Source organism: Roseovarius halophilus (ex Wu et al. 2025), from assembly GCF_047086965.1.
This window is the reverse complement of the sequence record NZ_JBKOTX010000077.1, coordinates 1-24,144: the sequence shown is the minus strand read 5'-3', so window position 1 is coordinate 24,144 and position 24,144 is coordinate 1. Positions and strand designations below refer to the sequence as shown.

The 24,144-nt window shown below is 62.1% G+C and carries 23 protein-coding genes, 2 tRNA genes and 1 pseudogene; 17 read left to right on the top strand and 9 right to left on the bottom strand.

Going from position 1 to position 24,144, the window contains the following annotated elements; translation table 11 throughout:
• The first annotated feature begins 354 nt into the window (after nt 1–354).
• Nucleotides 355–1,307 (top strand): annotated as a pseudogene (locus tag ACH107_RS16095) (transposase).
• 302 nt (nt 1,308–1,609) lie between these two features.
• A tRNA-Thr gene (locus tag ACH107_RS16090) sits at nt 1,610–1,681 on the top strand.
• Nucleotides 1,682–2,668: 987 nt separating this feature from the next.
• On the opposite strand, the gene ACH107_RS16085 is transcribed toward ACH107_RS16090, so the two are convergent.
• From ACH107_RS16085 to ACH107_RS16075, 3 genes are read right to left on the bottom strand one after another with little or no spacing between them, the layout of a single operon-like run.
• Nucleotides 2,669–4,150: a heme biosynthesis protein HemY gene (locus tag ACH107_RS16085; RefSeq protein ID WP_412506706.1), complete on the bottom strand. Its 1,482-nt coding sequence runs from the start codon at nt 4,148–4,150 to the stop codon at nt 2,669–2,671.
• Between the two features lie 19 nt (nt 4,151–4,169).
• Nucleotides 4,170–5,594 carry a COG4223 family protein gene (locus ACH107_RS16080; RefSeq protein WP_412506705.1) on the bottom strand — a complete coding sequence of 475 codons (1,425 nt, stop codon included), beginning with the start codon at nt 5,592–5,594 and terminating at the stop codon, nt 4,170–4,172.
• Nucleotides 5,595–5,642: 48 nt separating this feature from the next.
• Nucleotides 5,643–6,374 (bottom strand): uroporphyrinogen-III synthase, encoded by a 732-nt coding sequence (locus ACH107_RS16075; RefSeq protein ID WP_412506704.1) that lies wholly within the window; start codon nt 6,372–6,374, stop codon nt 5,643–5,645.
• Between the two features lie 72 nt (nt 6,375–6,446).
• Here ACH107_RS16075 and tsaD point away from each other — a divergent pair, with 72 nt between their 5' ends.
• Genes tsaD through ACH107_RS16055 form a run of 4 tightly spaced genes read left to right on the top strand, consistent with a single transcriptional unit; the run spans nt 6,447 to nt 9,192 of the window.
• Nucleotides 6,447–7,544, top strand: a complete 1,098-nt coding sequence (gene tsaD / locus ACH107_RS16070) for a tRNA (adenosine(37)-N6)-threonylcarbamoyltransferase complex transferase subunit TsaD (protein WP_412506703.1) — start codon at nt 6,447–6,449, stop codon at nt 7,542–7,544.
• Nucleotides 7,541–8,500: an NAD(P)H-dependent glycerol-3-phosphate dehydrogenase gene (locus ACH107_RS16065; protein WP_412506702.1), complete on the top strand. Its 960-nt coding sequence runs from the start codon at nt 7,541–7,543 to the stop codon at nt 8,498–8,500. The genes tsaD and ACH107_RS16065 overlap by 4 nt, the downstream gene beginning before the upstream one ends.
• A complete protein-coding gene (locus ACH107_RS16060; RefSeq protein WP_412506701.1) occupies nt 8,500–8,769 on the top strand; it encodes a YciI family protein in 270 nt (89 codons plus the stop codon). Before ACH107_RS16065 ends, ACH107_RS16060 begins: the two co-directional genes overlap by 1 nt.
• A 3-nt stretch (nt 8,770–8,772) precedes the next feature.
• On the top strand, nt 8,773–9,192 hold the full coding sequence (locus ACH107_RS16055; RefSeq protein WP_412506700.1) for an EVE domain-containing protein: 420 nt from the start codon (nt 8,773–8,775) through the stop codon (nt 9,190–9,192).
• Between the two features lie 188 nt (nt 9,193–9,380).
• Here ACH107_RS16055 and ACH107_RS16050 read toward each other — a convergent pair whose 3' ends face one another.
• Together ACH107_RS16050 and ACH107_RS16045 are read right to left on the bottom strand one after the other, a co-directional pair.
• Nucleotides 9,381–9,722 carry a DUF2853 family protein gene (locus ACH107_RS16050; protein ID WP_412506699.1) on the bottom strand — a complete coding sequence of 114 codons (342 nt, stop codon included), beginning with the start codon at nt 9,720–9,722 and terminating at the stop codon, nt 9,381–9,383.
• A gap of 288 nt (nt 9,723–10,010) precedes the next feature.
• Nucleotides 10,011–10,097, bottom strand: a tRNA-Leu gene (locus ACH107_RS16045).
• A 146-nt stretch (nt 10,098–10,243) separates the two neighbouring features.
• Here ACH107_RS16045 and ACH107_RS16040 point away from each other — a divergent pair.
• The gene (locus tag ACH107_RS16040) at nt 10,244–11,227 is read left to right on the top strand and encodes a complex I NDUFA9 subunit family protein (RefSeq protein WP_412506698.1); all 984 of its coding nucleotides are present in this window, start codon (nt 10,244–10,246) and stop codon (nt 11,225–11,227) included.
• A 201-nt stretch (nt 11,228–11,428) separates the two neighbouring features.
• Complete coding sequence (locus ACH107_RS16035; RefSeq protein WP_412506697.1) at nt 11,429–12,055, top strand: IS630 family transposase; 627 nt, start codon at nt 11,429–11,431, stop codon at nt 12,053–12,055.
• On the opposite strand, the gene ACH107_RS16030 is transcribed toward ACH107_RS16035, so the two are convergent.
• From ACH107_RS16030 to ACH107_RS16020, 3 genes are all read right to left on the bottom strand, one after another.
• Nucleotides 12,027–13,052: a type I restriction-modification system subunit M gene (locus tag ACH107_RS16030; protein ID WP_412506696.1), complete on the bottom strand. Its 1,026-nt coding sequence runs from the start codon at nt 13,050–13,052 to the stop codon at nt 12,027–12,029. The genes ACH107_RS16035 and ACH107_RS16030 overlap by 29 nt on opposite strands.
• A gap of 177 nt (nt 13,053–13,229) precedes the next feature.
• Nucleotides 13,230–14,390 (bottom strand): 5-methylcytosine restriction system specificity protein McrC, encoded by a 1,161-nt coding sequence (locus tag ACH107_RS16025; RefSeq protein ID WP_412506695.1) that lies wholly within the window; start codon nt 14,388–14,390, stop codon nt 13,230–13,232.
• Entirely contained in the window at nt 14,387–16,615 is a 2,229-nt protein-coding gene (locus tag ACH107_RS16020) for an AAA family ATPase (RefSeq protein ID WP_412506694.1), read from the bottom strand. The genes ACH107_RS16025 and ACH107_RS16020 overlap by 4 nt, the downstream gene beginning before the upstream one ends.
• A 278-nt stretch (nt 16,616–16,893) precedes the next feature.
• On the opposite strand from ACH107_RS16020, the gene ACH107_RS16015 reads away from it, so the two are divergent.
• The 9 genes from ACH107_RS16015 to ACH107_RS15975 all read left to right on the top strand — a co-directional run bounded on the left by ACH107_RS16015 (nt 16,894) and on the right by ACH107_RS15975 (nt 23,760).
• The gene (locus ACH107_RS16015; RefSeq protein ID WP_412506693.1) at nt 16,894–17,715 is read left to right on the top strand and encodes a type IV toxin-antitoxin system AbiEi family antitoxin domain-containing protein; all 822 of its coding nucleotides are present in this window, start codon (nt 16,894–16,896) and stop codon (nt 17,713–17,715) included.
• A complete protein-coding gene (locus ACH107_RS16010; protein ID WP_412506692.1) occupies nt 17,705–18,622 on the top strand; it encodes a nucleotidyl transferase AbiEii/AbiGii toxin family protein in 918 nt (305 codons plus the stop codon). Before ACH107_RS16015 ends, ACH107_RS16010 begins: the two co-directional genes overlap by 11 nt.
• Nucleotides 18,623–19,267: 645 nt before the next feature.
• A complete protein-coding gene (locus tag ACH107_RS16005) occupies nt 19,268–19,609 on the top strand; it encodes a low molecular weight protein tyrosine phosphatase family protein (protein ID WP_412506691.1) in 342 nt (113 codons plus the stop codon).
• 238 nt (nt 19,610–19,847) lie between these two features.
• Nucleotides 19,848–21,479 (top strand): type IV secretory system conjugative DNA transfer family protein, encoded by a 1,632-nt coding sequence (locus ACH107_RS16000; protein WP_412506690.1) that lies wholly within the window; start codon nt 19,848–19,850, stop codon nt 21,477–21,479.
• Entirely contained in the window at nt 21,469–22,005 is a 537-nt protein-coding gene (locus tag ACH107_RS15995; RefSeq protein WP_412506689.1) for a hypothetical protein, read from the top strand. Before ACH107_RS16000 ends, ACH107_RS15995 begins: the two co-directional genes overlap by 11 nt.
• A gap of 10 nt (nt 22,006–22,015) precedes the next feature.
• Nucleotides 22,016–22,531 carry a hypothetical protein gene (locus ACH107_RS15990; protein WP_412506688.1) on the top strand — a complete coding sequence of 172 codons (516 nt, stop codon included), beginning with the start codon at nt 22,016–22,018 and terminating at the stop codon, nt 22,529–22,531.
• Nucleotides 22,532–22,545: 14 nt separating this feature from the next.
• Nucleotides 22,546–22,806, top strand: a complete 261-nt coding sequence (locus tag ACH107_RS15985) for a hypothetical protein (RefSeq protein ID WP_412506687.1) — start codon at nt 22,546–22,548, stop codon at nt 22,804–22,806.
• Nucleotides 22,757–23,470, top strand: coding sequence for a hypothetical protein (locus tag ACH107_RS15980; protein WP_412506686.1), 714 nt, complete (start codon nt 22,757–22,759; stop codon nt 23,468–23,470). Before ACH107_RS15985 ends, ACH107_RS15980 begins: the two co-directional genes overlap by 50 nt.
• Nucleotides 23,467–23,760: a hypothetical protein gene (locus ACH107_RS15975; protein ID WP_412506685.1), complete on the top strand. Its 294-nt coding sequence runs from the start codon at nt 23,467–23,469 to the stop codon at nt 23,758–23,760. The genes ACH107_RS15980 and ACH107_RS15975 overlap by 4 nt, the downstream gene beginning before the upstream one ends.
• Here ACH107_RS15975 and ACH107_RS15970 read toward each other — a convergent pair.
• Nucleotides 23,757–24,080 (bottom strand): tyrosine-type recombinase/integrase, encoded by a 324-nt coding sequence (locus tag ACH107_RS15970; RefSeq protein WP_412506684.1) that lies wholly within the window; start codon nt 24,078–24,080, stop codon nt 23,757–23,759. The genes ACH107_RS15975 and ACH107_RS15970 overlap by 4 nt on opposite strands.
• Nucleotides 24,081–24,144: the final 64 nt, after the last annotated feature.

Below are 24,144 nucleotides of genomic sequence, written 5' to 3'. Positions count from 1 at the left end.
TCATCTCGCCGTCCTCCTTTTTGCGTGGCGTTGAGCACCACGACTTTGGCACATTGCGATGCCGTCTGGGGAGGGCGGCAACCACTCCATCTGAAAAACATCGGCTGGGAGGATGTTTTCCCGTTTGCCGTGGCTTGAAGGCGGGTCATCCGCGGGTGCGGGACCCGGGGTTCAGGGTTGCTGCCGTGGTCAGGCTGCCAAGAGCTTCGGTGATGGTTGTGTCTTGGGTGTGGTGGAAATCTTATGGCGGCGTAATCGCCGGGTGAACTTGCAACCCACCCAACCGGCGGCGGTCACCGCCAGGGAGAGTGAGGGCCGCAAGCCGCCATCGGTTCGAGGCGCGGCCCGAACACCATGACCGAGATTACCGAAGGCAGCGCACTGGCGCTATTGGCGAATGAGGAAAGCTATGATCCCATCGAGGATCGACTGCGCGCGATGATGCGCCAGATCGTCGAGGCCATGGTCGAGGAAGAACTGGCCGAGGCCCTGGGCCGGGAGCGCTATGCCCGCGGCGGCAAGGCCAAGGGACACCGCAACGGGCACCGCGACCGCGAGCTGGTGGGCACGTTCGGCACCGAGACAGTGCAGGTGCCCCGGGCCCGGATCGAGGGCGAGGATGCTGGGACGCGCGAATGGCGGTCGAAGGCGCTGCCCCGGTATCGTCGGCTGACTAAGAAGGCCGAGGCGCTGATCGCCTCGGTTTACCTGTCGGGCACGACCACGCGCCGGTTCAAACGCGCGCTTTTCGCGCTGTTCAAGGGCGCCGCCTCCAAGGACGAGGTCAGCCCGGCGTGGCGCAAGGTGACGGTGGCCTGGGCCGCGTGGTGCGCACGCTCCTTCGCCGATGAGGACATCGGCCGGTTCGCCCGCTCTCTCGGACGGATCGCGTTCGCGGGTTCACTCCTGTACGGCACCGTCTTGCGCACGCGCATCGACAAGCGCGCCACGCACGTGCCGGTCTTGCCCGCTATCGGTGTGCGCCGGGACGGGAGGTGATGAGGCGGCGCTTGGCCTTCCTGCGGCAATGGCGCCTGCGGTGTCGAGCGGTCGCAGACAGCCTCTTCGCGTTCACTCGCCTGGCCCCTACCCAATGGAAGGCGGCCAAGACAACGAACGCCATCAAGCGCCTGAACGAAGAATTCCGACGTCACATCAAAACGCAGACCGTGCTGCCTGCGACCGAGACCGTGCCAATGCTGCTTTGGGCGCTGCTCGCATCAGACCAGATCCAGATGCGAAAGGTGGATGGCAGGGAAACCCTGCATCAACCGCTCGAAACTGCCCTCCTTGACGTCGCGGCCTGAGCCGCGGCATGTGAAACCTGCCCGGTCGCGCCGCTCGGGAATTTCCACACTCTTCGCGACACGACCCGTCCACCAAACCGGGGGAACTCCAACTCCACCGGCCCGCTGCATGCAACGGCCGCACCCGACCACATGCTCAAAGCGTTGCAAAAACCCCTGCATCGCAAGGGGTTTCCAAACGAGCAGGCCGTTTACCCCGATACCGGGGTCCATCTTCCACGCCGTTTCAAAACGTGACGGGATTCCGTACCGATTCAACCTTGCAGGGCGACGCCTGAACGTTTAAACAGTCGCTCTGCGTGGCCCCAGTAGCTTAGTGGTAAAGCAGCGCTTTCGTAAAGCGAAGACCGGCGGTTCAAATCCGTCCTGGGGCACGCGAGATCCGGGACTTGCCAACGCACCGATTCGTCGAGACTTCCCTGGGAACAGGACAAGAATGCGGAGGCGACGCGAATAAGACGATGGCCTACGATCCGCAGGCGATAGCAAACGTCATGGCGGGCGAAGCGGATCGGCGCGCCATCAAGGTGGCCAGCCTTGCCTCCGGACACCATTCTACTTCGCGCATGAATCGACGTGAAACATGGCGAGGGGCCGCTTGTCGGGCTAACTCGACGCATGGCAGAACGGGCTAGTGCACCTCGCCGTCTATCGCTGATTCAAGAGCAACGGTGGACAACCGATTGCTGCTCGGGCGGTGAAGCGAGACCCGGCGACAGGGCAGAAAAGAAACTGCCGCTGTACGAAGATATGGCGGTCGTTGACCCCGTCACAGGTTCTGTAAGCCACTTCGACCCCGTGTTCTCGGGGCGCCTGGTGGACCTGCCGCACGTCAAGGCTCTCCGTTGACCGTGACGGCGGCCAAAGCGAGTACGCTTTTCAGTGAGCCGCGGCGTTTGCGGAGCCTGACCGCCCAAGGTCGCCGGTTCGAGGTTTCTACGATGCACGGGCGCATCCGACGGGCAGCCAAGGACTTTTCAGACGTCCACTTGGCCATCACGTGATTTCGCGATCCCTCGGGCCGGGTCGGGCCGTCAGTCCCGCACGGATGACGGCGTCGATCTCTGCCCTCATGCCGAACTTGAACGCGTGGTCACCTCTTCCAACGGAATGCAGCCCGAGATGCTTGAGCAACGGGAAAGCGGGGAACGTCGCGGTGCAACGAGCATACGCCCCTCTGATCTGAATCAGACCTGCAAATGCCCGTACCATTCTCCAAAAAGGATCCATGGAAGCCTAAAGAATTTAATATGTAGGCAAAACTCGTTTTGACCCCTCATTAGGAATGACGCACTCTACCAGCTGAACAACATCAGCGCATCGAATACGGGCTTCAGAATCTGATTACACGGGGGAAATGCTCACTTATCGCCTTCCCGCGCTTCCACATCCTCGATGATTTCCGCATCCGGCACGGCGTCCTCATCCGTATCGGAAGCCGGCACGCTATCATTCGATTTGTCCTCGAGCGCCCCGACGATCAGCGGCAGCATCTCCAGCCCGGTCGAAGTGCTCAACTCCGCCTGCGGCGGGCTTGTCCAGCTTAGCGAATCGAACGCGTGACAGTTCTCGCAGGTGGGGACCCATTCGGTGTGGATATGGTGACACTTGTCACACACCCATTGCGGGCCGCGCGGCGCTGACAGGGCACGCGCCAGCCATCCCTTGACCACGGCATCGGACGATCCCTCGCCGCGTTCCACCGCGGCCATGATCGTCAAAGCGCGCGCATCCGGATCATTCTCAACCAGATCGCCCAGCGACCGCCGCGCCGCCGGGAAGTCCTCGGCGGCCAGATGAAGCTCGGCCTCCAGCAATTTGGTCTCGCGGTGATCGGGATGCATCTTGAGCAGCTTCAGGAACCGCTTAAGACGCTGTTGCGGTGTCTCGTCCGGTTCGATCTCGGCAAAGGCGGCGGCCAGATCGGGATGCGGCTGCGCCTGCCATGCCTTGTGGATCACCCGCGCGGCATACCGCTTGGAGCCCTGCGCGATATAGCTGCGCGCGGCCAGAACGGCGGCCGGCACAAGGTCGGGTGACAGGCGGTTTGCCTCGATAGCGGCTTCACGCGCCTTGATATCATTGCCTTCTTCCAACACATCGCGCGCCTCCGACAGCGCCAGAACGGCATCCCGGCGCTTGTGCACATCGCGCGGCAGGGCCCCGTATTTCAGCTTGGCTTTCAGTGTCTCCCGCGCGCCCTTCCAGTCTTCCGACCGGGCCTGAAGCTGCAACAGCGTGTCCTGCACTTCCTCGTGCCGGGGCTTCAGCGCAAAGGCGGTTTCGGCCAGTTTCATGGCGGTTTCCGTGTCGCCATCGGCCAGCTTCTGCTTCATGATTCCACGGACCCCGACGAAGCGGGTTTTCTCGTTCTTCAGAAGCCGCTTGTAGACCTGTTCGGCCTTGCGCCGATTGCCGGACATTTCCGCAGCCTGCGCGGTAATGAGGTTCGTCAGCGCCGGCTTGCGCAGGAACCTGTTGGCACGTTCGGCCTTGGCCATCGCCACGTCGCCCTCGCCCGAGGCCAGCGCCATCAGCCCGTCGGCCAGCGCCTGGTACCCCTTTTCCTGCCGGTTCTTGTCGAAATACCGCGAAATCGCGGTCTCGTCGCCGTTGATGAAGCGCAGAACCGCGACCAGCAACGACGTGAGCTTGAGCAGGACCCAGATCACCAGAACCAGCAGGATCAGCACGATCACCGCCTTGAGCGGTGTCAGGCTGATCTCGTACCCTGCCATGGCGATCCGTACGCCGCCCTCGATTTCCAGCAGGTGTGCCGTCGCGAAGCTCGCGCCGGCAACAAGGGCGATGAAGACAACAATCTTTATGATGGACCAAAGCATTCGAGTCGCCCTTTCGGTATCAGTTCACTGTCTCGGCGAGTTTCTGCGCCGCCGAGATTGCCTCAAGCCGTTCGGACACCCGGGTCGTCCAATCCGCCAGTTCGGCGCGGCCCGGCTCGGGCAGCGCCTCGATCTCGGCCAACGCGTCGTTCAATCGCCCTTCGGCCAATGCCGCCTCGGCCCGCGACAGCACGGCGTCCGGGTCGTTGCCCTCCCGGGGCGCCAGCGATCGCACGCCCAATTGCGTCTTGAGGAAACTGCCGAACCCGCCGGCGCCCCCGTCCGCCCCGGCTACCGCGCGTGATGCCGCCAAGGCCGCTCGTGCAGCGTCGGGGAAAGTCTCGCGCAGCACATCGAGCGACACCACGCCGCCGTCAGCTTTCCGCGACAGGATCGCGGGCGGTTCGACGCCGGCACCTTGCAGATCCGACAATGCCCCGGCAAAGGCCGTTCCGTTCTCCAGCGCGGTCTGGATGCGCGTCAGCGCCGCGCGCCGCATCGTGGCCTGCGCCGTTTCCTCGGCGCTCTCTTCCATGGCGCGGGCCTCTTCGGCCATCGCCTCGATCTCGGCGCGTTGCTCGGCCATGGCGTCTTGCAGGGCCTGCAACTCCCGTTCATAGGCGGCGACCGCCGCGTCGGAGGCGCCTTCGGCCACCGGGCGCTTCTCCAGTCCGGTCAAACGCTCGTCCAATTGGCCCAGCCGCGAGTCGAGCGCGTCAACACGGCCCGACAGGGCGTTGACGCTGCCTTCCACGTCCTCAAGCGCGGTTTCGAGCCCGCCAAGATCCGGTGACTGCGCCGCCGCGTCCACGCGCGACGACATACTGTCGAGGGTTTCCGCCTGATCGGACAGACGCTCACGCATCTCTTGCTCGAAGGCGTCTCGTCCAGCGTCATCCTGCTGCGGTACACCAAGATAGATCGCCGCGCCATAACCGATGGCAGCGGCGGCAACACCGCCCAGAAGCATCGGGAAAAAACCACCCTTGCGTTCAATCACCTTTTCGGGTGGGGGGGCCATCTGCGCGGTTTCCGCCACGCCTGGGCCATCACCGCTGTCCAGCCTGTCAGAGGCCGCTGGCGCTTCCGGCGTCTCGTCGTCGGCGTGATCCGCGATGTCGTCAGCCGTCTCTTTGTCACGCGTCAGCGTGTCCTCTTCGCCTAGGCTGTCGTCATCCGCCTGGACTCCACTTTCGGTATCCACGCTGGTGTCGGACGCCGCATCGACGGTTTCGGTCAGATCAAGATCCGGTGTATCTTCAGCGGCTGCGTCAGGGTCATCAGGCTGCGCCTCTGGCAAGGGCTTTTCCGGCATCGCATCGACGGTATCGCTGCCTTGCGCGGCTTCGGCGCCGGTTTCCTCCGTGGTTTCTACCGCCTCGGTCCCGCCATCCGTATCGGACGGGCCATCCACGTCTTTTCCCGGTTTGTCCTTATCCGCCAATGTCCATCACCTTTTCGAATCCTGACGCGTCGTGCGTATCAATTGACCTTACTGCGCCCGTTTTCCACCCTCAAGGCGCTTGGCCCTGTCGAGCAACCGTCCGGTCGTATCAAGCACGGCCTCGGCGTCAGGACGCTCGGCGACCATGCACTCGCTGACGGCACCCGCCGGAATGACCTCGGCCACCGGATCACTTATCGCCGCGACAAAGGCAGTCGCGTTGAATGGCCCACGGGAGAAGAATACACGCGCGCTGCGCTGCGAGAAAAGGGGAAGAATGACCGCACCCTCTTTTGCCAGAAGCGCATCCGCTTGCGGCCCGCAGGGTTGTTCGACCTGACGATAGATCACGACTTCGGCCGCCGTCAGCCCGGCCAGCCGCAATTCCCCGGAAATATCGGCAGCCGCATGTTCTCCGCGCAGGTGCAGAAATGGCCCCTCGTGCCCGCTTTCCCGGATCAGCCTTACAAGATCGCCGGCCGCCCCGCCGGCCGAAATCGCATCGAGCCCGATCGCTCGCGCGGCATCGGCCGTGGCATCGCCCACGGTGAAACAGGGCAGATCCCGCCCCGTGGTTTGCGCCGCGAAGGCCGCCACACCGTTCCGCGAGGTGAATATCAGCGCGGCAAATCCTGCGAGGTCGGGCAGCTCGCCGTAGGGCTCGATCCGCATCACGGGCGCGACCACCGCCGCCACCCCGGCCCCGAATCGCCTGCGAACCGCGTCTGCGAATTCCTGTGCAGCCGGCTCGGGCCGTGTGATGAGTACCGTGGGGGCCATTTCCTGTCCGGAGTTGTTTCGGCTGACAACCGGTGTTACCTGCCATGGGATATTCCCGCAATGGGCGGCGCGATGACACGAGCCTTCACCATCCTCGGCCTTGAAAGCAGCTGCGACGACACGGCGGCAGCCGTGGTACGCAGCGAGCCGGGGTCGCCGCCGGAAATCCTAGCTTCGGTCATTCATGGACAGACGGCCCTGCACGCCGATTACGGCGGTATCGTTCCGGAAATCGCGGCCCGCGCCCATGCCGAAAAGCTCGATGCTTGCGTTGCCGCCGCCCTCGACCGCGCGGCCTTGCCGCTCTCGGCCATGGATGCCATCGCCGTCACGGCCGGGCCCGGGCTGATCGGGGGGGTAATCTCGGGCGTTATGTGCGCCAAGGGCCTTGCCGTCGGCGCAGGCCTGCCGCTTGTCGGGGTCAATCACCTCGCGGGTCACGCTCTGACCCCGCGCCTGACAGACAGCATCGCCTACCCCTACCTGATGCTGCTTGTCTCGGGCGGGCATTGCCAGTTCGTGATCGTTCGTGGCTGTGATGATTTCACCCGCCTCGGCGGCACGATCGACGACGCCCCGGGCGAGGCATTCGACAAGTCCGCCCGCCTGCTCGGCCTGCCTCAGCCCGGTGGTCCCGCCGTGGAGGCCGCGGCGGCACAGGGCGACCCCGCGCGCGTCGACTTTCCAAGGCCCCTGCTCGACAGGCCGGGCTGCGACATGTCGTTTTCCGGGCTCAAGACGGCACTTCTGCGCGCCCGCGATACCATCGTCGCCGAGAAAACGGGACTGACCCGGCAGGATCGCGCTGACCTCTGCGCCGGGTTTCAGGCGGCCATGCGCGATGTCCTGGCGGAAAAAACCAGCCGCGCGCTTTCGCTTTATCTCGCCGAACAACCCGCGCAGCCGGTTCTTGCCGTTGCCGGCGGCGTGGCCGCCAACACCGCCATACGGGCCGGGCTGGAAAGGATCGCCGACGCGCAGGGCGCGCGCTTTGTCGCGCCACCGTTGGCACTGTGCACCGACAACGCGGCGATGATCGCCTATGCGGGCGCCGAACTCTTCGCGGCGGGCCGTCGCGATGACATGAGCATGGTCGCGCGGCCGCGCTGGCCGCTCGACCGGGGGGCCGCGCCGCTCGTCGGCGGTGGCCGGAAGGGGGCGAAGGCATGACGGCCATCATTGGCGCCGGGGCCTTTGGCACGTCGCTGGCGATTTCGCTGGCCGGCAACGGCCCGGTCACGCTCTGGTGTCGCGATGCCGAACACGCCGCGGAAACGCGGGCCTTGCGTGAAAACCGCCGCCGGCTTCCCGGCGCACCTCTGCCCGACACCGTCACGGTGACGGCCGACATGGCAGACATCGCCGCGGACGGCCCTTGCCTGCTCAGCGTGCCGACCCAGAAACTGCGCGGGCTTCTTGCCGATCATCGCGCGGTACTGGCGAAACGCCCCTTGGTCGCGTGCTGCAAGGGGATCGAGCTGTCGACAGGCCACAGCCCCACCCGCGTGATCGGCGCAACCGTCCCGTCGGCCACCGCCGCCATCCTGACCGGCCCCAGCTTTGCCGGCGATATCGCGCAAGGCTTGCCCACGGCGCTCACGCTCGCGTGCGCCGACGCTCCGACGGGCAAGCGCCTGCAACACGCGCTGACGACGCGCAACCTGCGCCTTTACCGGACCACCGACGTGACCGGCGCCGAACAGGGCGGCGCGCTCAAGAACGTGATGGCCATCGCCTGCGGGGCGGTCATGGGCGCGGGCCTTGGCGAAAGCGCGCGCGCCGCGCTGATGACCCGCGGCTTCGCCGAGATGACGCGCATGGCCGTGGCCCGCGGCGCCCGCGCCGAAACACTGTCGGGCCTGTCGGGGTTCGGCGACCTGACGCTGACCTGTACCTCGCCGCAATCGCGCAACTACCGCTTCGGCGTCAGCCTTGGCCGACAGGAGCGTTTCGACCCGTCGGTCACCGTCGAGGGCGTGGCCACCACCCATGCCGTCGCCGCCGAGGCCAACCGCCTCGGCGTGGACATGCCCGTGACGCGCGCGATCCTCGCCCTGATCGACGGCAAATTGCATGTGGGCGAAGCCATCGATATGCTTCTGTCCAGACCACTGAAGGAAGAATGATGCTCATCGCCCTGATCGCCCGCGACAAGCCGGGGGCTCTCGACATCCGCAAGGAAAACCGTGACGCGCACCTCGCCTACATCGAGGAAACCGGCGTGGTCAGCCAGGCCGGCCCGTTGCTCGACGATGCGGGCGACATGATCGGCTCACTTGTCATCCTCGACGTGGCCGACATGCAGGCCGCCCGGGACTGGGCCGACAGCGACCCGTATGCCGAGGCCGGGCTGTTCACCGATGTCGAGCTCATCCCGTGGAACAAGCTGATCTGACCCGTGCGTTACTGGCTTTTCAAATCCGAACCCGCGACATGGAGCTGGCAGGACCAGGTGGCCAAGGGCGATGTAGGCGAGGAATGGGACGGTGTGCGCAACTACCAGGCCCGCAATTTCATGCGCGAGATGACGCGCGGCGACCGGGGGTTCTTCTACCATAGCCAGAAGGAAAAAGCCGTGGTCGGGATCGTCGAGGTGAGTGCCGAATCCCATTCCGACAGCACGACCGACGACGATAGGTGGGACTGTGTCGACATAAAAGCGGTGTGCCCGGTCAAGACACCCGTCACCCTGGACATGATCAAGGCAGAACCGCGGCTTGCCGACATGATGCTTGTCAGGAATCCCCGCCTTTCCGTTCAGCCTGTGACCGACGAGGAATGGCGCATCGTTTGTGACATGGCGGGCCTACCCGCGTAACCCTGTCGACGTGTGAACGGAGGGCGAAGGCCCGTGCCGACACCCTCCGTTCCCCCACGTGCTCCCGTCTCACCACACGCGTCTCTGGAAAGGTCGGCCATCCTGGCCCTCGGGAACAAAGGTACGAAAAAGCCGGGGTCGGGGCAAAGGCGAAATACGTAAAACTTGTATGTCTTCATCCGGCCTTGTCAGCCGTACACGGATTCCCTGCCGAAATGCTTGGTCAGCATGTAATAGACAACGGGACGGTACTTGTTGCGCTCCGACCGGCCGTAGGTCTCGATCACCTGCTCGATCGCCTCCATCAGCTGCGGTCCGTCCGCCAGCCCCAGCTTCTTGACAAGGAAATTGTCCTTCACGGTTTCCAGCTCTGCGGGCTGACCCGCCGCGACGGTCGCCGCGTCCGCGTCGTAAATCGCGGGGCCGCACCCGATCGTGACCTTGGTCAGCAGGTCCATATCGGGCTCGATCCCGCACTTGTTCCGCAAATCATCCGCGTAGGTTGCAATCAGATCATCGCGACGTCCCATTGGAATATACCCCCCTTTTTCGTCCGCCTGCCGTTCGCCTTCTCACCCGGGATTTCCCGGACTGAAGGCCGCTTTTGGAACGATACCCAAGGATCGCGGGGGCACAAAGCGAAATCTGTCCTCATTGCCTTGGCAGCGACTGACTGACGGCTGGCTGAAATTCCAGCCCTATTACTCAACATGAGTAAGCCAGTATTCATCTCAGCCGGAACGTCAAGGCGCGTATCAGGATGGACAGGCCTAGAGGGTGTGCACGTTCTCGCGCAGTTATGGCGAAACTCAAACATGTGGTGCCCAGGAGAGGACTCGAACCTCCACGTCCATACGGACACTAGCACCTGAAGCTAGCGCGTCTACCAATTCCGCCACCTGGGCTGGTGTCGTGGGGCTGGCGTGTAGCCTTGCTGTTCGGCGGTGTCAACGGCGAAATCCGCTCTGCTTCGGAATCCTCATATTACCTTGTCCAACACGACCCGGACCGCTAGTTGTAAAGGGAGACTGAACAGCCCGGAGGCCAGCGCATGTCGAAACTCGTCACCATCTACGGCGGATCGGGATTCGTCGGGCGGTATATCGCCCGACGCCTTGCCAAGCAGGGATGGCGCGTGCGGGTCGCCGTGCGGCGCCCGAACGAAGCGATGTACGTGCGCACTTACGGCGCAGTCGGTCAGGTTGAACCCGTCCTTTGCAATATCCGCGATGACGCGAGCGTGCGGTCTGTGATGCACGGCGCTGATGCTGTCGTGAACTGTGTCGGCACATTCGACAGTCGCGGGCGCAACAATTTCCACGCGGTGCAGCATGACGGCGCGGCGCGAATTGCCCGCATTGCCGCCGATGAGGGCGTGTCACACATCGTCCACATCTCGGCCATCGGTGCCGACCCGGACGCCGACAGCATCTATGCGCGGACAAAAGCGATGGGCGAGAAGGCGATCCAGGAATATTTCCCCTCGGCGGTGATCCTGCGCCCGTCGGTCATCTTCGGGCCCGAGGACGCGTTTTTCAACCGTTTCGCGTCGATGACACGGTTCGGTCCGGTTCTTCCCGTTGTCGGGGGTAACACGCGGTTCCAGACTGTGTATGTCGACGACGTGGCCGCCGCCGCCGTGATGGGTGTCGAAGGTCAGGCTGAGCCCGGAATCTACGAACTGGGCGGCCCGGACGTGAACACGTTCCGCGAGTTGATGCAGCAGATGCTGGGCGTGATCCGCCGGCGCCGGCTGATCGTGAACATCCCGTTCTGGCTGGCCTCGATCATGGGGTGGGTTTTCGACATGATAGAAGCGGTGACGCTTGGCCTCGTGCCGCCGCAGATCACCCGCGACCAAGTCAAGAGCCTGAAGGTCGACAACGTCGTGTCGGAGGGCGCCAAGAGCTTTGCCGACCTCGGGATCGAGCCCGTGGCGTGCGAGGCCGTGCTGCCCGATTACTTATGGCGTTTCCGCCCCGGCGGACAGTATGACGCGATCAAGGAATCGGCGGGGAACCTGCGCACCCCTTAGAGCGTGTCGATCTTGATTGGAATCGCGGTCCCCAAGATGTATACTTTGTGCATCCCTGTCTTTGAGGCAGATATGGGGGTCACAGACGGCCAGACCACATTTTATTGAGCTACTGGAGCGCGCCGTTGCATTCGTCATCAGGGAAACACGCACAGCGAAGCAGCCCGGCGGCTTTGCGTTTCGATCAAGTTCGTCAACGACATGGTGCGTCTCAAGCGCGCGACCGGGGCGCTTGAACAGAAGCGCCAAGATGTGGCCGACTTGCGCCGCATCTGGACCGGCAGACGCCAGCCCTTCATGGCCAGGCATCTTGAAAGACTGGCTTTCATCGACGAAACCTCGGTGAAGACCAACATGGCCAAGATCGCCGGCTGGGCGCCGCGCGGACAACGACTGGTCGATCACGCCCCGTTCGGGCACTGGCGCACCCCGACGTTCATCGGTGCCCTTCGGCACGACAGGCTTGACGCGCCGTGGGTCATCTACGGGGCGATGAACAACGAGACGTTCGACCTCTATGTAGAGACGCAACTGGTGCCGACGCTGCGCGAGGTTGACGTCGTTATCCTCGACAACCTGTCCCGTCACAAAAGTCCCGGCGCGGCCCGCGCCATGCAGGACATCGGTGACGGGTTCCTGTTCCTGCCGCCCTACAGCCCCGATCTGAAACCCATTGGAATGGGATTCTCAAAACTCAAGGCGCTGATCCGAAATGCTGCCGCGCGAACCTACGACGAGCTATGGCAGGCGGTCGGGCATGTCTGCAATCTGTTCAACGACGAGGAATGCTACAACTTCTTCAGAGCCGCCGGATACAAAACCGATTAAACGCGACACGCTGTAATTCACGGCGGGCGGACCGACCAAGCGACATTGCCGGCACGGTTACGGTGCCGCGCGCGGGGTCATTTTTCTTGGTGATGTGGCGGTTTCGGGCGTGGTTTGGGGATCGTGACGTCTGCATCACGGCGCGGTCGCGGTGGCCACCCAAGAGGCTGGCGCGGGTACTTGATGTGTAGGTCTCGTCGTTGATCTCTTTACCGTAGAGATAGACGTCCCCCGCAGCGCGGATCGCACCTTCGACATCTTTGATATAATTTTGGGATTCAGTAAGCATGCCACCGCTGCCGCAGGCCGGATCATAGATTGTCATGACCGGAGGCAACTGATCCTTCATCGGATCAAACATGAGATGCGTCATCAGATGGATCACCTCACGCGGCGTGAAGTGCTCCCCGGCTTCCTCGTTGTTTTCTTCGTTGAACTTTCGGATCAGCTCTTCGAAGACATATCCCATGCCGAGATTCGATAGGCCGGGTAGCATGTTGCCGTCCGGGTCTTCCTTATCAAAGGGGGTTAGGTTGATCTTTGGCGAGACAAACTTCTCAAGCACGTCCAGCAAGACGTCTTTGCTGGCCATGTGTCGCATTTGCTCCAGAAGCTTAAAACGCTGGATGATTTCCTTTACGTTGTCGCTGAAGCCTCCGAGATATTCCTCTATATTGGCCAGCAGGATTTGGCGGTTATTCGTTGCAGTGCTGTAGAGCTTCTGGAGCGTCCACTTGGATGTGTTGTAGAAAACGTATCCAGATGCTGCACGCAGCGGCTCCTCATCAAGCTCTGCCCCACCCATTTCGTTCTTTTGGTATTCAACTTCCTCAAGTACCTCGTCCTTGGTTGGTTCAAGGAGGGTATCCAAGCGACGCAGGACCACCATCGGTAATATCACATCCCGGTATTTGCCACGCACATAGACATCGCGAAGGCAATCATCGGCAATCGACCAAATAAATGAGACGAGTTTGTTATGGGCTATTTGATTCATTCTCGGCCTGCTTTTCTATTCTTATGGAGATTCACGTCTGCCAAGCTTCCCAAACGCGATGGGCTCTTCCGGGCCACTCTTGTGCAGCTTAGCAAAGGACGCATCCGGCGCTACCCTCAACGGTTGATTTTCACCACATATCCACAATGGGTTATATGCCTTTTCATTCAGCGCAGCCTAGATCGGGGCTGCGCTCGTGACGCTTGATGCGCTGATCCGGCTCAGCACCGGCAACTGCCGCAGCTTCTCGACGACGCTTGCCGTCGGAGCGGCAAGGTTGATCGTGGCAAAGCGCAGCGTATGCCCCTGAAGCGCGGCAGCTTCATCCACGTCAACACCGATCGCCGGATATAGCAACATCCCCTCTGACGTCAGGGAGCGCGGGTCATCTTCCCGTTCCTGGCTCCGAAGATAGCTATAGAGCTGATAGATGTGGCCGGTCTTGAAGCGCTGCCCGTCACCAAATTGCGCACCGGTAAGGATATTCGTGAATTTCGTGTCGATGATGATCCGCCGGTCCTCGCGCTCGTTCTCAAGGATGATGTCTGTCACCATCATGGGCAGATGCGCACGGATGCCGGGCGACGCGGCGCCGACCGGCCAGTAAATTTGCTTGCCGGGATAGACGCGCCAGCCCTCTGCCCGAGGGAGCTCGGCCGCAAAGAAGTTGCAAATGGCACGCTCGAAGAGCTTCCGGAATTCCGTGTCGCCACGTGATGCCTTGAAGAGCGAACGCACGCCTTCCTGCTCGGTCGGCAGGACAAGATCAAAGACGGCGCGCGCCAGCGACACCATGAGTCTGTCCTCGGCTTCGTGGCGCCCGATCTGGTCTGTTGCCATTTCGGCGCGGGACGGCGCTTGGCCATTGACGCCCGCCCGCCCGAGGGCTCCGGCGAGGGTTCTGGTTCTGTGGGCCAAACCCTGCTCGAACAGGCGCCCGCCCAGTGCTGTGAGTGCGGCGCGTACAAGCCGGTTTCTGGGTGTATCGATTGTGAGCTCTTCGAACCGGCAGGCGATCTCGCCGCGCCGGAAGAGATCACGGGATTCTGTTTCCAGGATGTCGATGCGGCCCCGCACGCGCTTCAGCGTATCGGCGCGCCGACGGTAGCCAAAACTTAGGTTTCGCCGCAGGCGGGTTTCGACCGCGTGGCACAAGAGCCGCGCGATGAGTGATTTGAAATCCGGTGAATCCTCGATGTCGGCCTCGAACCGCCCCTGAAAGCGGGCAAGATCATAGGCATAAAGGAACAGCAGCCAGACATTGCGCACCGGTATCTTGTCATAGGCAAGCTGCGCCTCATCATCACGCCAGGCTTCTGCGTCCAGCGCTGCGCTCATAGCCCTTGCAGCAGCCGCGCCTTGGACGAGGCGGCCTTGTCCAGATTGTCGAACCAGTATTCTTCAAGAAGCGGCGCGATTTCGGTTTCGACGATGGCGCGGAACCATGCCTTTCCGTCCGGCACGGTCTCGCCGGGCGCGGGCGTGACGTAGCTGTGCCCGATCCGGAACTGCGCTCCGAGTGACCGGTCAGCCGCGATCTCGTCATTGAGCTCGGCCATGAGCTGTTGGATTTGTTTCAGGACAGCGTCGTCGATACCGGCCTGCTCGATGCACCATTGCCGCCAGGTGTCATTCAATGCCGTTTCGAGCGTGACGAAGGCAAAGCGTCGCCGGAGTGCCAGATCAACAAGCGCGAGTGAGCGGTCGGCGATATTCATGGTACCGATAACGAACAGGTTACGCGGAATGAAGACCCGCTCACCTGCTTCATGACGGTAGGCCAGCTCGATCGCTTCTTCTTCGCTGCGCTTGTCTTTCTCAAGAAGGGTGAGCATTTCCCCGAAGATTTGAGCGGGATTGCCGCGATTGATCTCCTCGATGATCACGACATAGGGGCGGTCCGGTTCGGCGCGCGCTGCTTCGACAGCTTCGAGAAACGCGCCGTCAATCAAGGATAGCGCGCCATCGCCGTCGGGACGCCAGCCGCGCACGAAATCTTCGTAAGACAATGACGGGTGGAATTGTATGGAGCGCATACGCTTACGGGTGACGACGCGATCACGCGTCCCGAGTAGCGCGTAACCAAGGCGTTTGGCGAGCCAGGTCTTTCCTGTGCCGGGCGCCCCCTGAAGTATGAGGTTCTTCTTCGCAGTCAGACGCGATAGCGCCGATTGCAGATTTTCTTCCGGGAAAAAGCAACCATCGCCGACGATATCAGATACATTATAAGGCTTGAACGCGACGTCTTCGAGATCGGCTTCGGCCTCTTCCTCTTCGCGCTCAATGTCTGTCGCGGTGACGTCGCGCGATCTGTACTTCTTGGCAAAATAAGGAACACGCAGCCAGAATTCGTAATCTTGTTTGTGATCGCCGAAGGCGAACTGAATCAAGCGCCTTGCGAGCTCGTCGGAGGCGTCAGCTTCCACAATAGTGGTACGATACGTGTAGAAATACCATTCTTTCGGCTCATCAAGCGGCGTCCAATCGACCTTGACGGTTTTGCCGTCAGTGGTAGCTTCGGTGACCGTTCCAATCGCCTTGATCCGCATGCATGAAACCGGCTTTTCATGGTTTTCGAACGGCAAGCCGTATTTCTTCACAAAGGATGCTTTGATCGCGATCCTGTCGCCTGGCTTCATCCGCGCAACATGCTCGGAGAATTTCTCATCATAGCCGTTTTGCCAGATGCCCTCGTTCAGGAAGCGTTCGGTCTGGTCATCCGTGCCGCCCCAAACGGCCCCAACGAACCAGAATTGCCGGTCGGGGTCTTCGAAGACCGACCCTGGCGTATCGTCAGGCGGGGGTGGCGCTTCATCGGCATTTTCCCCGCCCGAACTTTTGTAACGGGAGTGAACATCGCGAAAGAGCGTCAGCGCGCTGTCATGATCGAGATGCGTCTCCCGGCCTTCGGCGGTCAGAGTCCATTCGCCGCGCTTCTTGCTTTCGATGAGACCGGCTTTGACAAGATAGAAACGCGCCCAACCGACTTTGTTCTCGTATTTGGATTGCCCGTTTTTGTTGGTTTCCTTCAGCTCTTCCTCGCTGACCGGACCCGTGTCTTTGACCAAATCCATGACGGCTCGCGGCTCGGCAGAACCGCCCAAGGAGCGGAGGGCGTCGAGGACAGGACCAAAGTACTGAACAAATTTGGGGCCGCCGAGGTCTCCGCCGCGTTGCCCTTCGCCGGGATCGAGGCCAAGATCGTCGGGTGCATTTGGCGCCCAGTCGAACACCGCCTGTTGCTGTTCTTTCACGAAAGTCGCAGGGTCAGACACCTCAAAGCCGAAGACCTTGGCAGCGTTGATAAAACCTTCACGGGCATCGCCGTCCAGCGTTCCGGTTTCGATATTCTGTTTGTTGACAACGATTGCGCTCGGCATGGGCCAACCTCGGTCAGCTGCAATTTCCACGAGGTCGCCGAGATGATAGTTCATGGCGCGCCGAACCTTCTGCCATTTCGCGCCGTTGGCTTGGGCAAGGTCACCATAGCTAATAAATCGGCGATCACGCGCCGCTTCCAGGATCGCCTTGTAAGTCGTCTGTAGATCAAGAACATCATTCATAGGGGACACTGTAACTGTGATAGTGCTGTCCGTGTAGGGATTTTCACAACTTATCAAGAACCTATCGCCCTGCTTCGCCGGAGCCGTCCGTCACCCCTCACTTGCTGATGGGGGTGCGGCGGCGAAGACGATGCAGGGCACCGGCGCCCGCCCTGCTTTGCTGGTGGGCTCCTGATCCCTTCAACTTTCCTGCATTAGGTGCACTCAGGGTGCACTAAATCGTTCTTCTTCAAAGAGATTGGTGGCGCGCCCTTTGAATATGTGCTAAATTGTGATCCATGAGTACACAAAAAGAAGAAAAGCTAAAGAACACGCTCGACGCCATCCCGCCAGGTTTCCTTGTGGATACCGCGTGGCTGGAACGCCATGAGGTAAGCCGCTTCCTTGCCCGCAAGTATGCCGATAACGGCTGGCTGGAACGCGTCCATCGCGGCGTCTTCCGCCGCCCCGCGCCGAACGCCACCAAGGCCAACAGCCTCGACTGGAAGACCTGCCTGCTCTCCATGCAGCATATCATGGACTACGACGTCCATGTCGGCGGTACGACCGCCCTCGGCCAGCAAGGCTACGACCACTATCTGCGTCTGGGCAGCAACGCGCCTGTCTGGGTCTATGGCGAAGCCATACCGAATTGGCTGGCCAAACTGCCCCTGAACGCCCCGATAGAACCCCGCAAAACCTCACTGTTCGCGGACTCGTCCCTCGGCCTCACCAAAAACGACACCGACGCAAAAGACACCCTGCCATGGGACTGGCAACTAAAGATGTCAGCCCCCGAGCGGGCGGTCATGGAAGCCATGGACGAACTGCCCGGCCATGGCAGCTTTCATAACCTCGACATGGTATTCGAAAGCCTGACGACGCTGCGCCCGCGCATGCTCTCGGCGCTGCTGCACAGCTGCAAGAAGATCAAGGTCAAACGCCTGTTCTTCGTCTTCGCCGATCGCCACGACCACCCCTGGCGCAAGCGCATCGACCCGGAAGAATTCAACCTCGGCAGCGGCGACCGTGCGCTCGTCAAAGGCGGCCGGATACATCCGCGCTATCGCATCATGGTGCCGGAAGAATTCGTGAAAACGGAGGCAAGCGATGGCGCGTGAATCCTATGAAGCCCAGGTCGCGCTGCTCGTCCGCATACTCCCGCATGTCGCCTTCGAGCCGATCTTCGCGCTCAAGGGCGGCACGGCGATCAACCTGTTCTACCGCGATCTGCCGCGCCTGTCGGTCGATATCGACCTGACCTACCTGCCGATCAAAGACCGTGATGAAAGCCTTGCTGAAATCAACGACGCGATGGACCGCATCGCAGCATCCATCGAAGGCGGCATAGCGGGAGCGAAAACCCAACGCATCAAAGGCGGTGGCGGCGGCGCCACCCGCCTGCTTGCCCGCCTCAAAGGCGCGGAGATCAAGATCGAGACCTCCCCCGTCACACGCGGCGCCGTTCACGAACCGGAATCCCGCGCGGTCACCGAACCCGTCGAGGATGAGTTCGGGTACGCGGAGATGCAGATCGTCGCCTTCGAAGACCTGTTCGGCGGCAAACTCCATGCCGCCCTTGATCGGCAGCACCCCCGCGACCTTTATGACGTCAAACTCCTCTATGAAAACGAAGGGCTGACGGACGACCTGTTCCGCACCTTCCTGATCTATGTCGCCAGTTCGCCGCGCCCTGCGCACGAGCTTCTCAACCCGAATCTGATCGATCTCGACCGGCCCTACGCACAACAGTTCGAGGGTATGACCAAGACGCCCATCATCCTCGATGACCTCCTGGAAACCCGAGAACAACTGATCGCCGACATCCAGTCCCGCTTCGACGAGAACACAAAGCGTTTCCTGCTCAGCCTGCATGACGGCGTGCCGGAATTCGAGGCCATCGATCGTCCGCAAGCGGCCGATCTGCCCGCCGTGCGCTGGAAGCTCATGAACATCGAGAAGCTGATGACTGAAAACGCTGATAAACATGCCGCACAGCGCGCCGAACTTGAGAAACTGTTCGGCTGACGCTGCACATTGCGGCGCCGGACTGGAACGGGGCGTTGCGGGGTGTCCCCGCTGGAAGGGGTAGCGGAAAGCCGCCAGAGGCGGGTTGCAGCGAGGGGAAGGCTTTCCCCTTTGGCCAAGATTCCCAGAACCGGCAGGGTTCCGCGCTGGGCACTGCCCCGCGCTGATGCTCAATCACCGTCATGCTTCGCCGAAGTCGTCCATCACCCCTCACCTGCGGGAAGGGTGCGACTGCAATGACAGGGCAAGCATCCATCCCGTCCTGGCCCCATGCCAGCCGATGCCGACGCGTCCGGCGCATGCGCCGGGGCGGCTGCAACGCATTGTTGGGGGGACCGTGACCGGAGCCGTGCGAAGGGAACGGGGGAGCCGACAAAGCAAGTTGCAGCGCTGAGCCCCGCGTTATGCGCCAGCTTCGCGCACGGTCTGGCAATGCGGGTTGCCCTTGCAGAAAGGCAGGAGACGGGTATGTCGGAACGCCATCCGATCGCGGATCAAAACGCCATGCGCCTGTTTTTCCGAAATTACGGCAGGACAATATGCCGGTGCCCACATGCGCCCGGGCATGTGACCGCCGCCGACAAATCCGGTCGCCTGCGGCTGGCAAAACCTGCACAGACGCCGATGCTCTGCTAATATGCCGCCATGCGTATCCTGTTCGTGTGCACCGCCAACAAGCTGAGGAGTCCGACCGCTGAAGACGTCTTCCGCGACACGCCCGGTATTGAAGTCATCTCGGCAGGGACGGATTCAGAGGCACCGCGCCCATTGACGAAGGAGCTGGTGGCCTCGGCCGACATGATCTTCGCGATGGAAACCCACCACCGCGAACGCATCCGCAAGAAGTTCAAGCAACGTCCGCCGGACGACCAGATCGTCACGCTGCATATCCCGGATGAGTACGAGCGCGGTGATCCCGCGCTTGTGGCATTATTGAAGGACAAGGTCGGCACGCGGCTTGCGGCTCTGACCGGCACCCGTCAGTAGGGAATTCGCGCCAGGGGAGCATTGTCCCCGAGCCAAGCGACCGCCCGCTGAAAACGCCGCAATCCATCGTGGTGCAGATCAGCGCATCGCTATCTTCAATCCGCAAAACCTACTGGATTCAGCAAGCCCTGAACGGCCGAACGCGCCGTGCGCGGCGCACCGTGTCCAACCCGTGTCGTAGATCGAAGCGCCGCAAAACACCAAAATGCTTGGGCAAGCAACAAGGGTGTAAACGGCCATGATCGGAGTTGTTCTGGGATCGGCAGCAGTAAGTGCGGGGGGCTATGCCCTCTTGCGCTGGCGTTTCAAGCAGGACGCCACGACGCACGGCTCGGCATCCTACCTCTCCCCGTTTACGGCGCTTCAGAAAAACCTGTTCCGCCGCGAAGGCATGATCGTCGGCGATTGGTCCTTCGCCGATCTGCCGGTCTATTATGACGACACGCACGCCATCACCTTCGGCCCGTCGGGCAGCGGCAAGGGAACAGCGGCCATCCTGCCGGCCATTCTGGATCACCCCTTTGCATTCATCAACGATCCGGGCGGCGAGAACGCGGCGATCGCGATCAAGCAGTGGCGCGCCAAAGGTTACAAGGTCACCGTGATTAATCCGTTCGGGAGACACCCGGAAAAGCCGTGGGCGCTGCCGCGGCACGGCTTCAACCCGATGGATATCCTCGATCCGGAGGACCCGCAATTCGCCGCGCATGCGGAGTTGCTGGCCGAGATGCTCACGCCGCGCAGCGGCCGTGAGAACGGCTCGTCACAGTTCTTCAAGGATACCGGCCAGACCTTCAAACAGGCGCTGATCATTCATATCCGCACGGGGCGGCCGACAAGCCAGCACCATCTCGGGACGCTGTACGAGATGGTGAACCTGTCAGCTGAAGGCTGGGGTGAACTACTTGAAGAAATGAAAGACAATCCGGTCGCCGACGGGCTCGTGGCGGCCGAGGCCAACGCCATGGACCGGCGCGAAGACCAGGCGCCCGAAGAGTTCTCGGCCATCATGTCCACGATCCAGCAGGATTTGCGCTGGCTGGCGGACCCGATCGCGCGCCAGAACTTCAAGCGCAGCGATGTGGATTTCGGGGCGCTCAAGGGGACTGACAAGCGCGGGCAGCGCGTTAAGGGCTGCATCATCGCCGTCGTCCTGCCGCTGGAATATAGCGAGACGCATGCCGCGATCCCGCGCCTTGCGATGGGCTGTGCGATCTGGACCATGCAGCGCGCCCCGCTGGCGCGCGAGAAGGTGCTGTTCGTCATCGACGAGGCGGCGGCGCTGCGCAAGATTTCGCGGTTTCCGAACTGGCACGCCACGCTGCGCAAGTACCGCGTCGTGCTCTGGCCGACTTTCCAGAATATCGGACAAGTCAAGGCGCTCTACGGCCAGGAATGGCAGGGCTTCATCGCCAATTGCGGCCTGCGGCAGTTTCTCGGCGCCGCCGATCTGGAGACGGCGGAGTATATCCACAGGCTGGTCGGCGAACGCACGGCGGAAAGCCGGTCAGTCAATGCCAAAGGCAAGGCCTCGACGTCCGAGACGCGGCGCCCGCTGCTGACCGTCGATGAAATCCTCCATTTCGACGGTGACAAGCAGATCGCCTTCATCGGCAACCTCAAGCCGGCCGTTCTGCGCAAGACCCGCTACTGGCAGCGCGCGGCGCTGCGGGGGCGGTTTCACCGCAACCCGTATCAATCGGGCCGGACGCCGCCCGCCTTCGGCGCGCTGGCCAGGCGGCTCTGGGGCAAGGCGCTCTATGCCGCGGCCTTTCTGCTCGCGCCGCACCCGGTCGCCGCCCTGATTTACCTGGCCGGCCTTGGCTACGGCCTGTTCCGTCTTTGGGAGTTTGCCCGTCATGTCCTTTGAACGCTGGATCATCGATCTTCTGCCACCCTGGGTCATCGAAGAAGGCTGGCTGCCGCATCTGGCGCTGTTTGCCTTTCTGATCGGGCTCCGGCTGCTGCCGGTTCTGATCGCCGGTCTTTGCCAGCTGCTCGGCGTAGTCGCAAAGCTGTTCTTTGCCGCCTTGCTGGCCATCCTGCCCGCGGCGGCGATCGGGCTCGGAAGCGTCTTTGCATTCGTATTGACGGGCGCCGGTCGGCTCGCACTGCTCGTCTGGTTCATCGCGCTCGAAGCCCGCAGCGGCGACGCGCACGGCGACGGCGATGGTGACAACCGAGCCGGACCGGACGCAGCGGCGGGATCAGCCGGTATCGCCGATGCCTGTGCCTTGCTCGGCCTGCCCGAGGGCGGCTTCACGCCGGATGATCTCAAGCGCGCCTATCGCCACGTCATCAAGCGGGCGCATCCCGACCAGGGCGGCAATGCGGCGGACACCATCGCGATCCTGCGCGCCCGTGACCGGATCAGTGAACATTTTGGATGGAGCTAGGAGGACGATCATGAGTTTCAGACTGCCAGACCTTACGGCAACCGGCGGCGCAATCGGGCGCGCAAGATCGCGGCTGCGCGCCTTCGACGAAGCACGCACCGACCGCCAGTATCTTGCCTGCCACTGCGCCAGGACAGACACGCCATTCGAAGCGGTATTTGTCCGCCAGCGCGGCAAGCCCCGCTACGCGCTGGAAACTGTGCGCACGCCGGAGCCGCAGGCAAACCAAGGTGCCACCGCTGCTGCTCCGACGACGCAGCACGACATCCGGCATTTTGACCTGAACGCGGTGGACTGCCCGCATTGCGGGGAAGGACGTTTCATCAAATGCGCGCGCTGCGGCGCCTTTGTCTGTGGCGGGCGCTCCGAGCAGCGGCGCGGCGGGTTCTATTTTCGCTGCGCGCCGTCCTGCGGCAGCAAAGGGTCGATCGGTACCCTTGAGCGCATCGAGACGACCGCCCCGCCGCGCGCGCCGCAAATCGCGCAAGGCAAAACGCCGCTGCGCCTCCCGAAACCCAAACCCTGAAAGGAAGGACCATGATGAACCATGACGAAACGACAACCGGACAGCACGGCGGGCCGATGGCCGCCGAAAATGTCCCGCGTGATCTCGCGCAAGCCAGCGACGAAGAGCCGCGGCAACTGATCAAGGCCGCCAGCGATCACCTCGAACGGCGTGACGCCGAGCGCAAACGCGAGGCGATGGCGAAGATCAGGATGTTGGCCAAAGAGCACGGGCTCAACGTGGCCATTGACCGCCCGGCCCGCAAACGCGGCCGGCCGCCGAAGAACAAGGAGTAAGATGATGACAACCCTGAGCCTGATCCAGAGCAAGATCACGGGAAAGCCGGTTGTGCGGCGCGAAGATGACACGACACGCCTTATCGGCTTCTACCCGAATGTCGAGAAAGGCATGAGATTCTTCGCGGCCGTCGTGATCGTCGCGCTGCTGACCATCATCGTCGCCCCGGCGCTGTATTACGGCGCGCCCGCGGCGCCGCCGCAAAGTCTGGGCGACCTGCCGGTGACAATAATCAGCGGCATTCCGGCCGCGCTGGCGCCGCTTGTCGAACTTGCGCGCTCATGGGAGCCGGGCGACACGCTGCCCGATCTTCAGGGCTGGGTCTTTGGTCTCGTGCTGGCCGTCGTCCTTTTGATGTATGGTGCCATCTTCGCGCATATTTGGCGCGGCATCACGGGCCGCCCGTACCTTGCCATCAAGATGCAGGGCGACAGGCTGAGCATACAGCGCGGCCAGTGCGGCACGCCGGTCACCATCCCGCGCGAGGAATGCCGCGCCGTTCATGTCGGCCGCCGAAAGGCGGGCACCTATGAAGTGCTGCTCCAGCACGGTGACGCCCTGACACAGATTGCCATCGTCGATGGGCACGAACGCCGCGCCCTGCTGCTCAAGGCAAAGATCGAAGCGATGCTCACTGATGATGAGGAACGGAGAACGTCATGAGCGAAAGATCATCAAATCTCGACTGGATCACCTATGTTCCGCGCCGTGTCCATGAGGCGGCGCGGCGACTGGAGGCCGCATGCGACCGCTGCGGCTGCCCGTCACCGATTGGCGTGGCCGAACACCGTTGGGAATATCGGTCCACGCTGGCCGCACGCAAGCTGTGGCATCAGGTCTGGTGTTTTCTTATGGAAGAGCACAACGTCTCCTGCGATTACGACATCAAGTTTGTCGTGGTCGATGATCCGGCATTTGAATGCCTTAAAAAAGGTAGTCATACCGAGGCTTAGAGGTCACTTGCCACAAATTCGCCACAAGTTTTCTTGCTTGTTATCGAGGATATAAGACGGGTTTGCTCGTCTTGCTCCCACTCGACACGCTCAACAACGTGCCCGTAGATGTTCAGGGTCGTTTGGATGTCGGAGTGTCCCATCAGTTTTTGAATGCGCTTCAGATTGACACGGTTTTCGATCAGCATGGACGCATAGAAATGTCTCAAGTCGTATGGCTTGTATTTCGGTATTTCGACGGCGTCGCCTTCGCTGTGATCGATAGTGACAAGCCCCGCTTCGATGCAGGCTGTCTTCTGTGGTTGCCGCCCGTAGTGCAAGAAATTTCTGACCGTTCGAGCATGTGATCGAGTGCGAACTTCTGTGAGGCCTCAGTATGCGGCA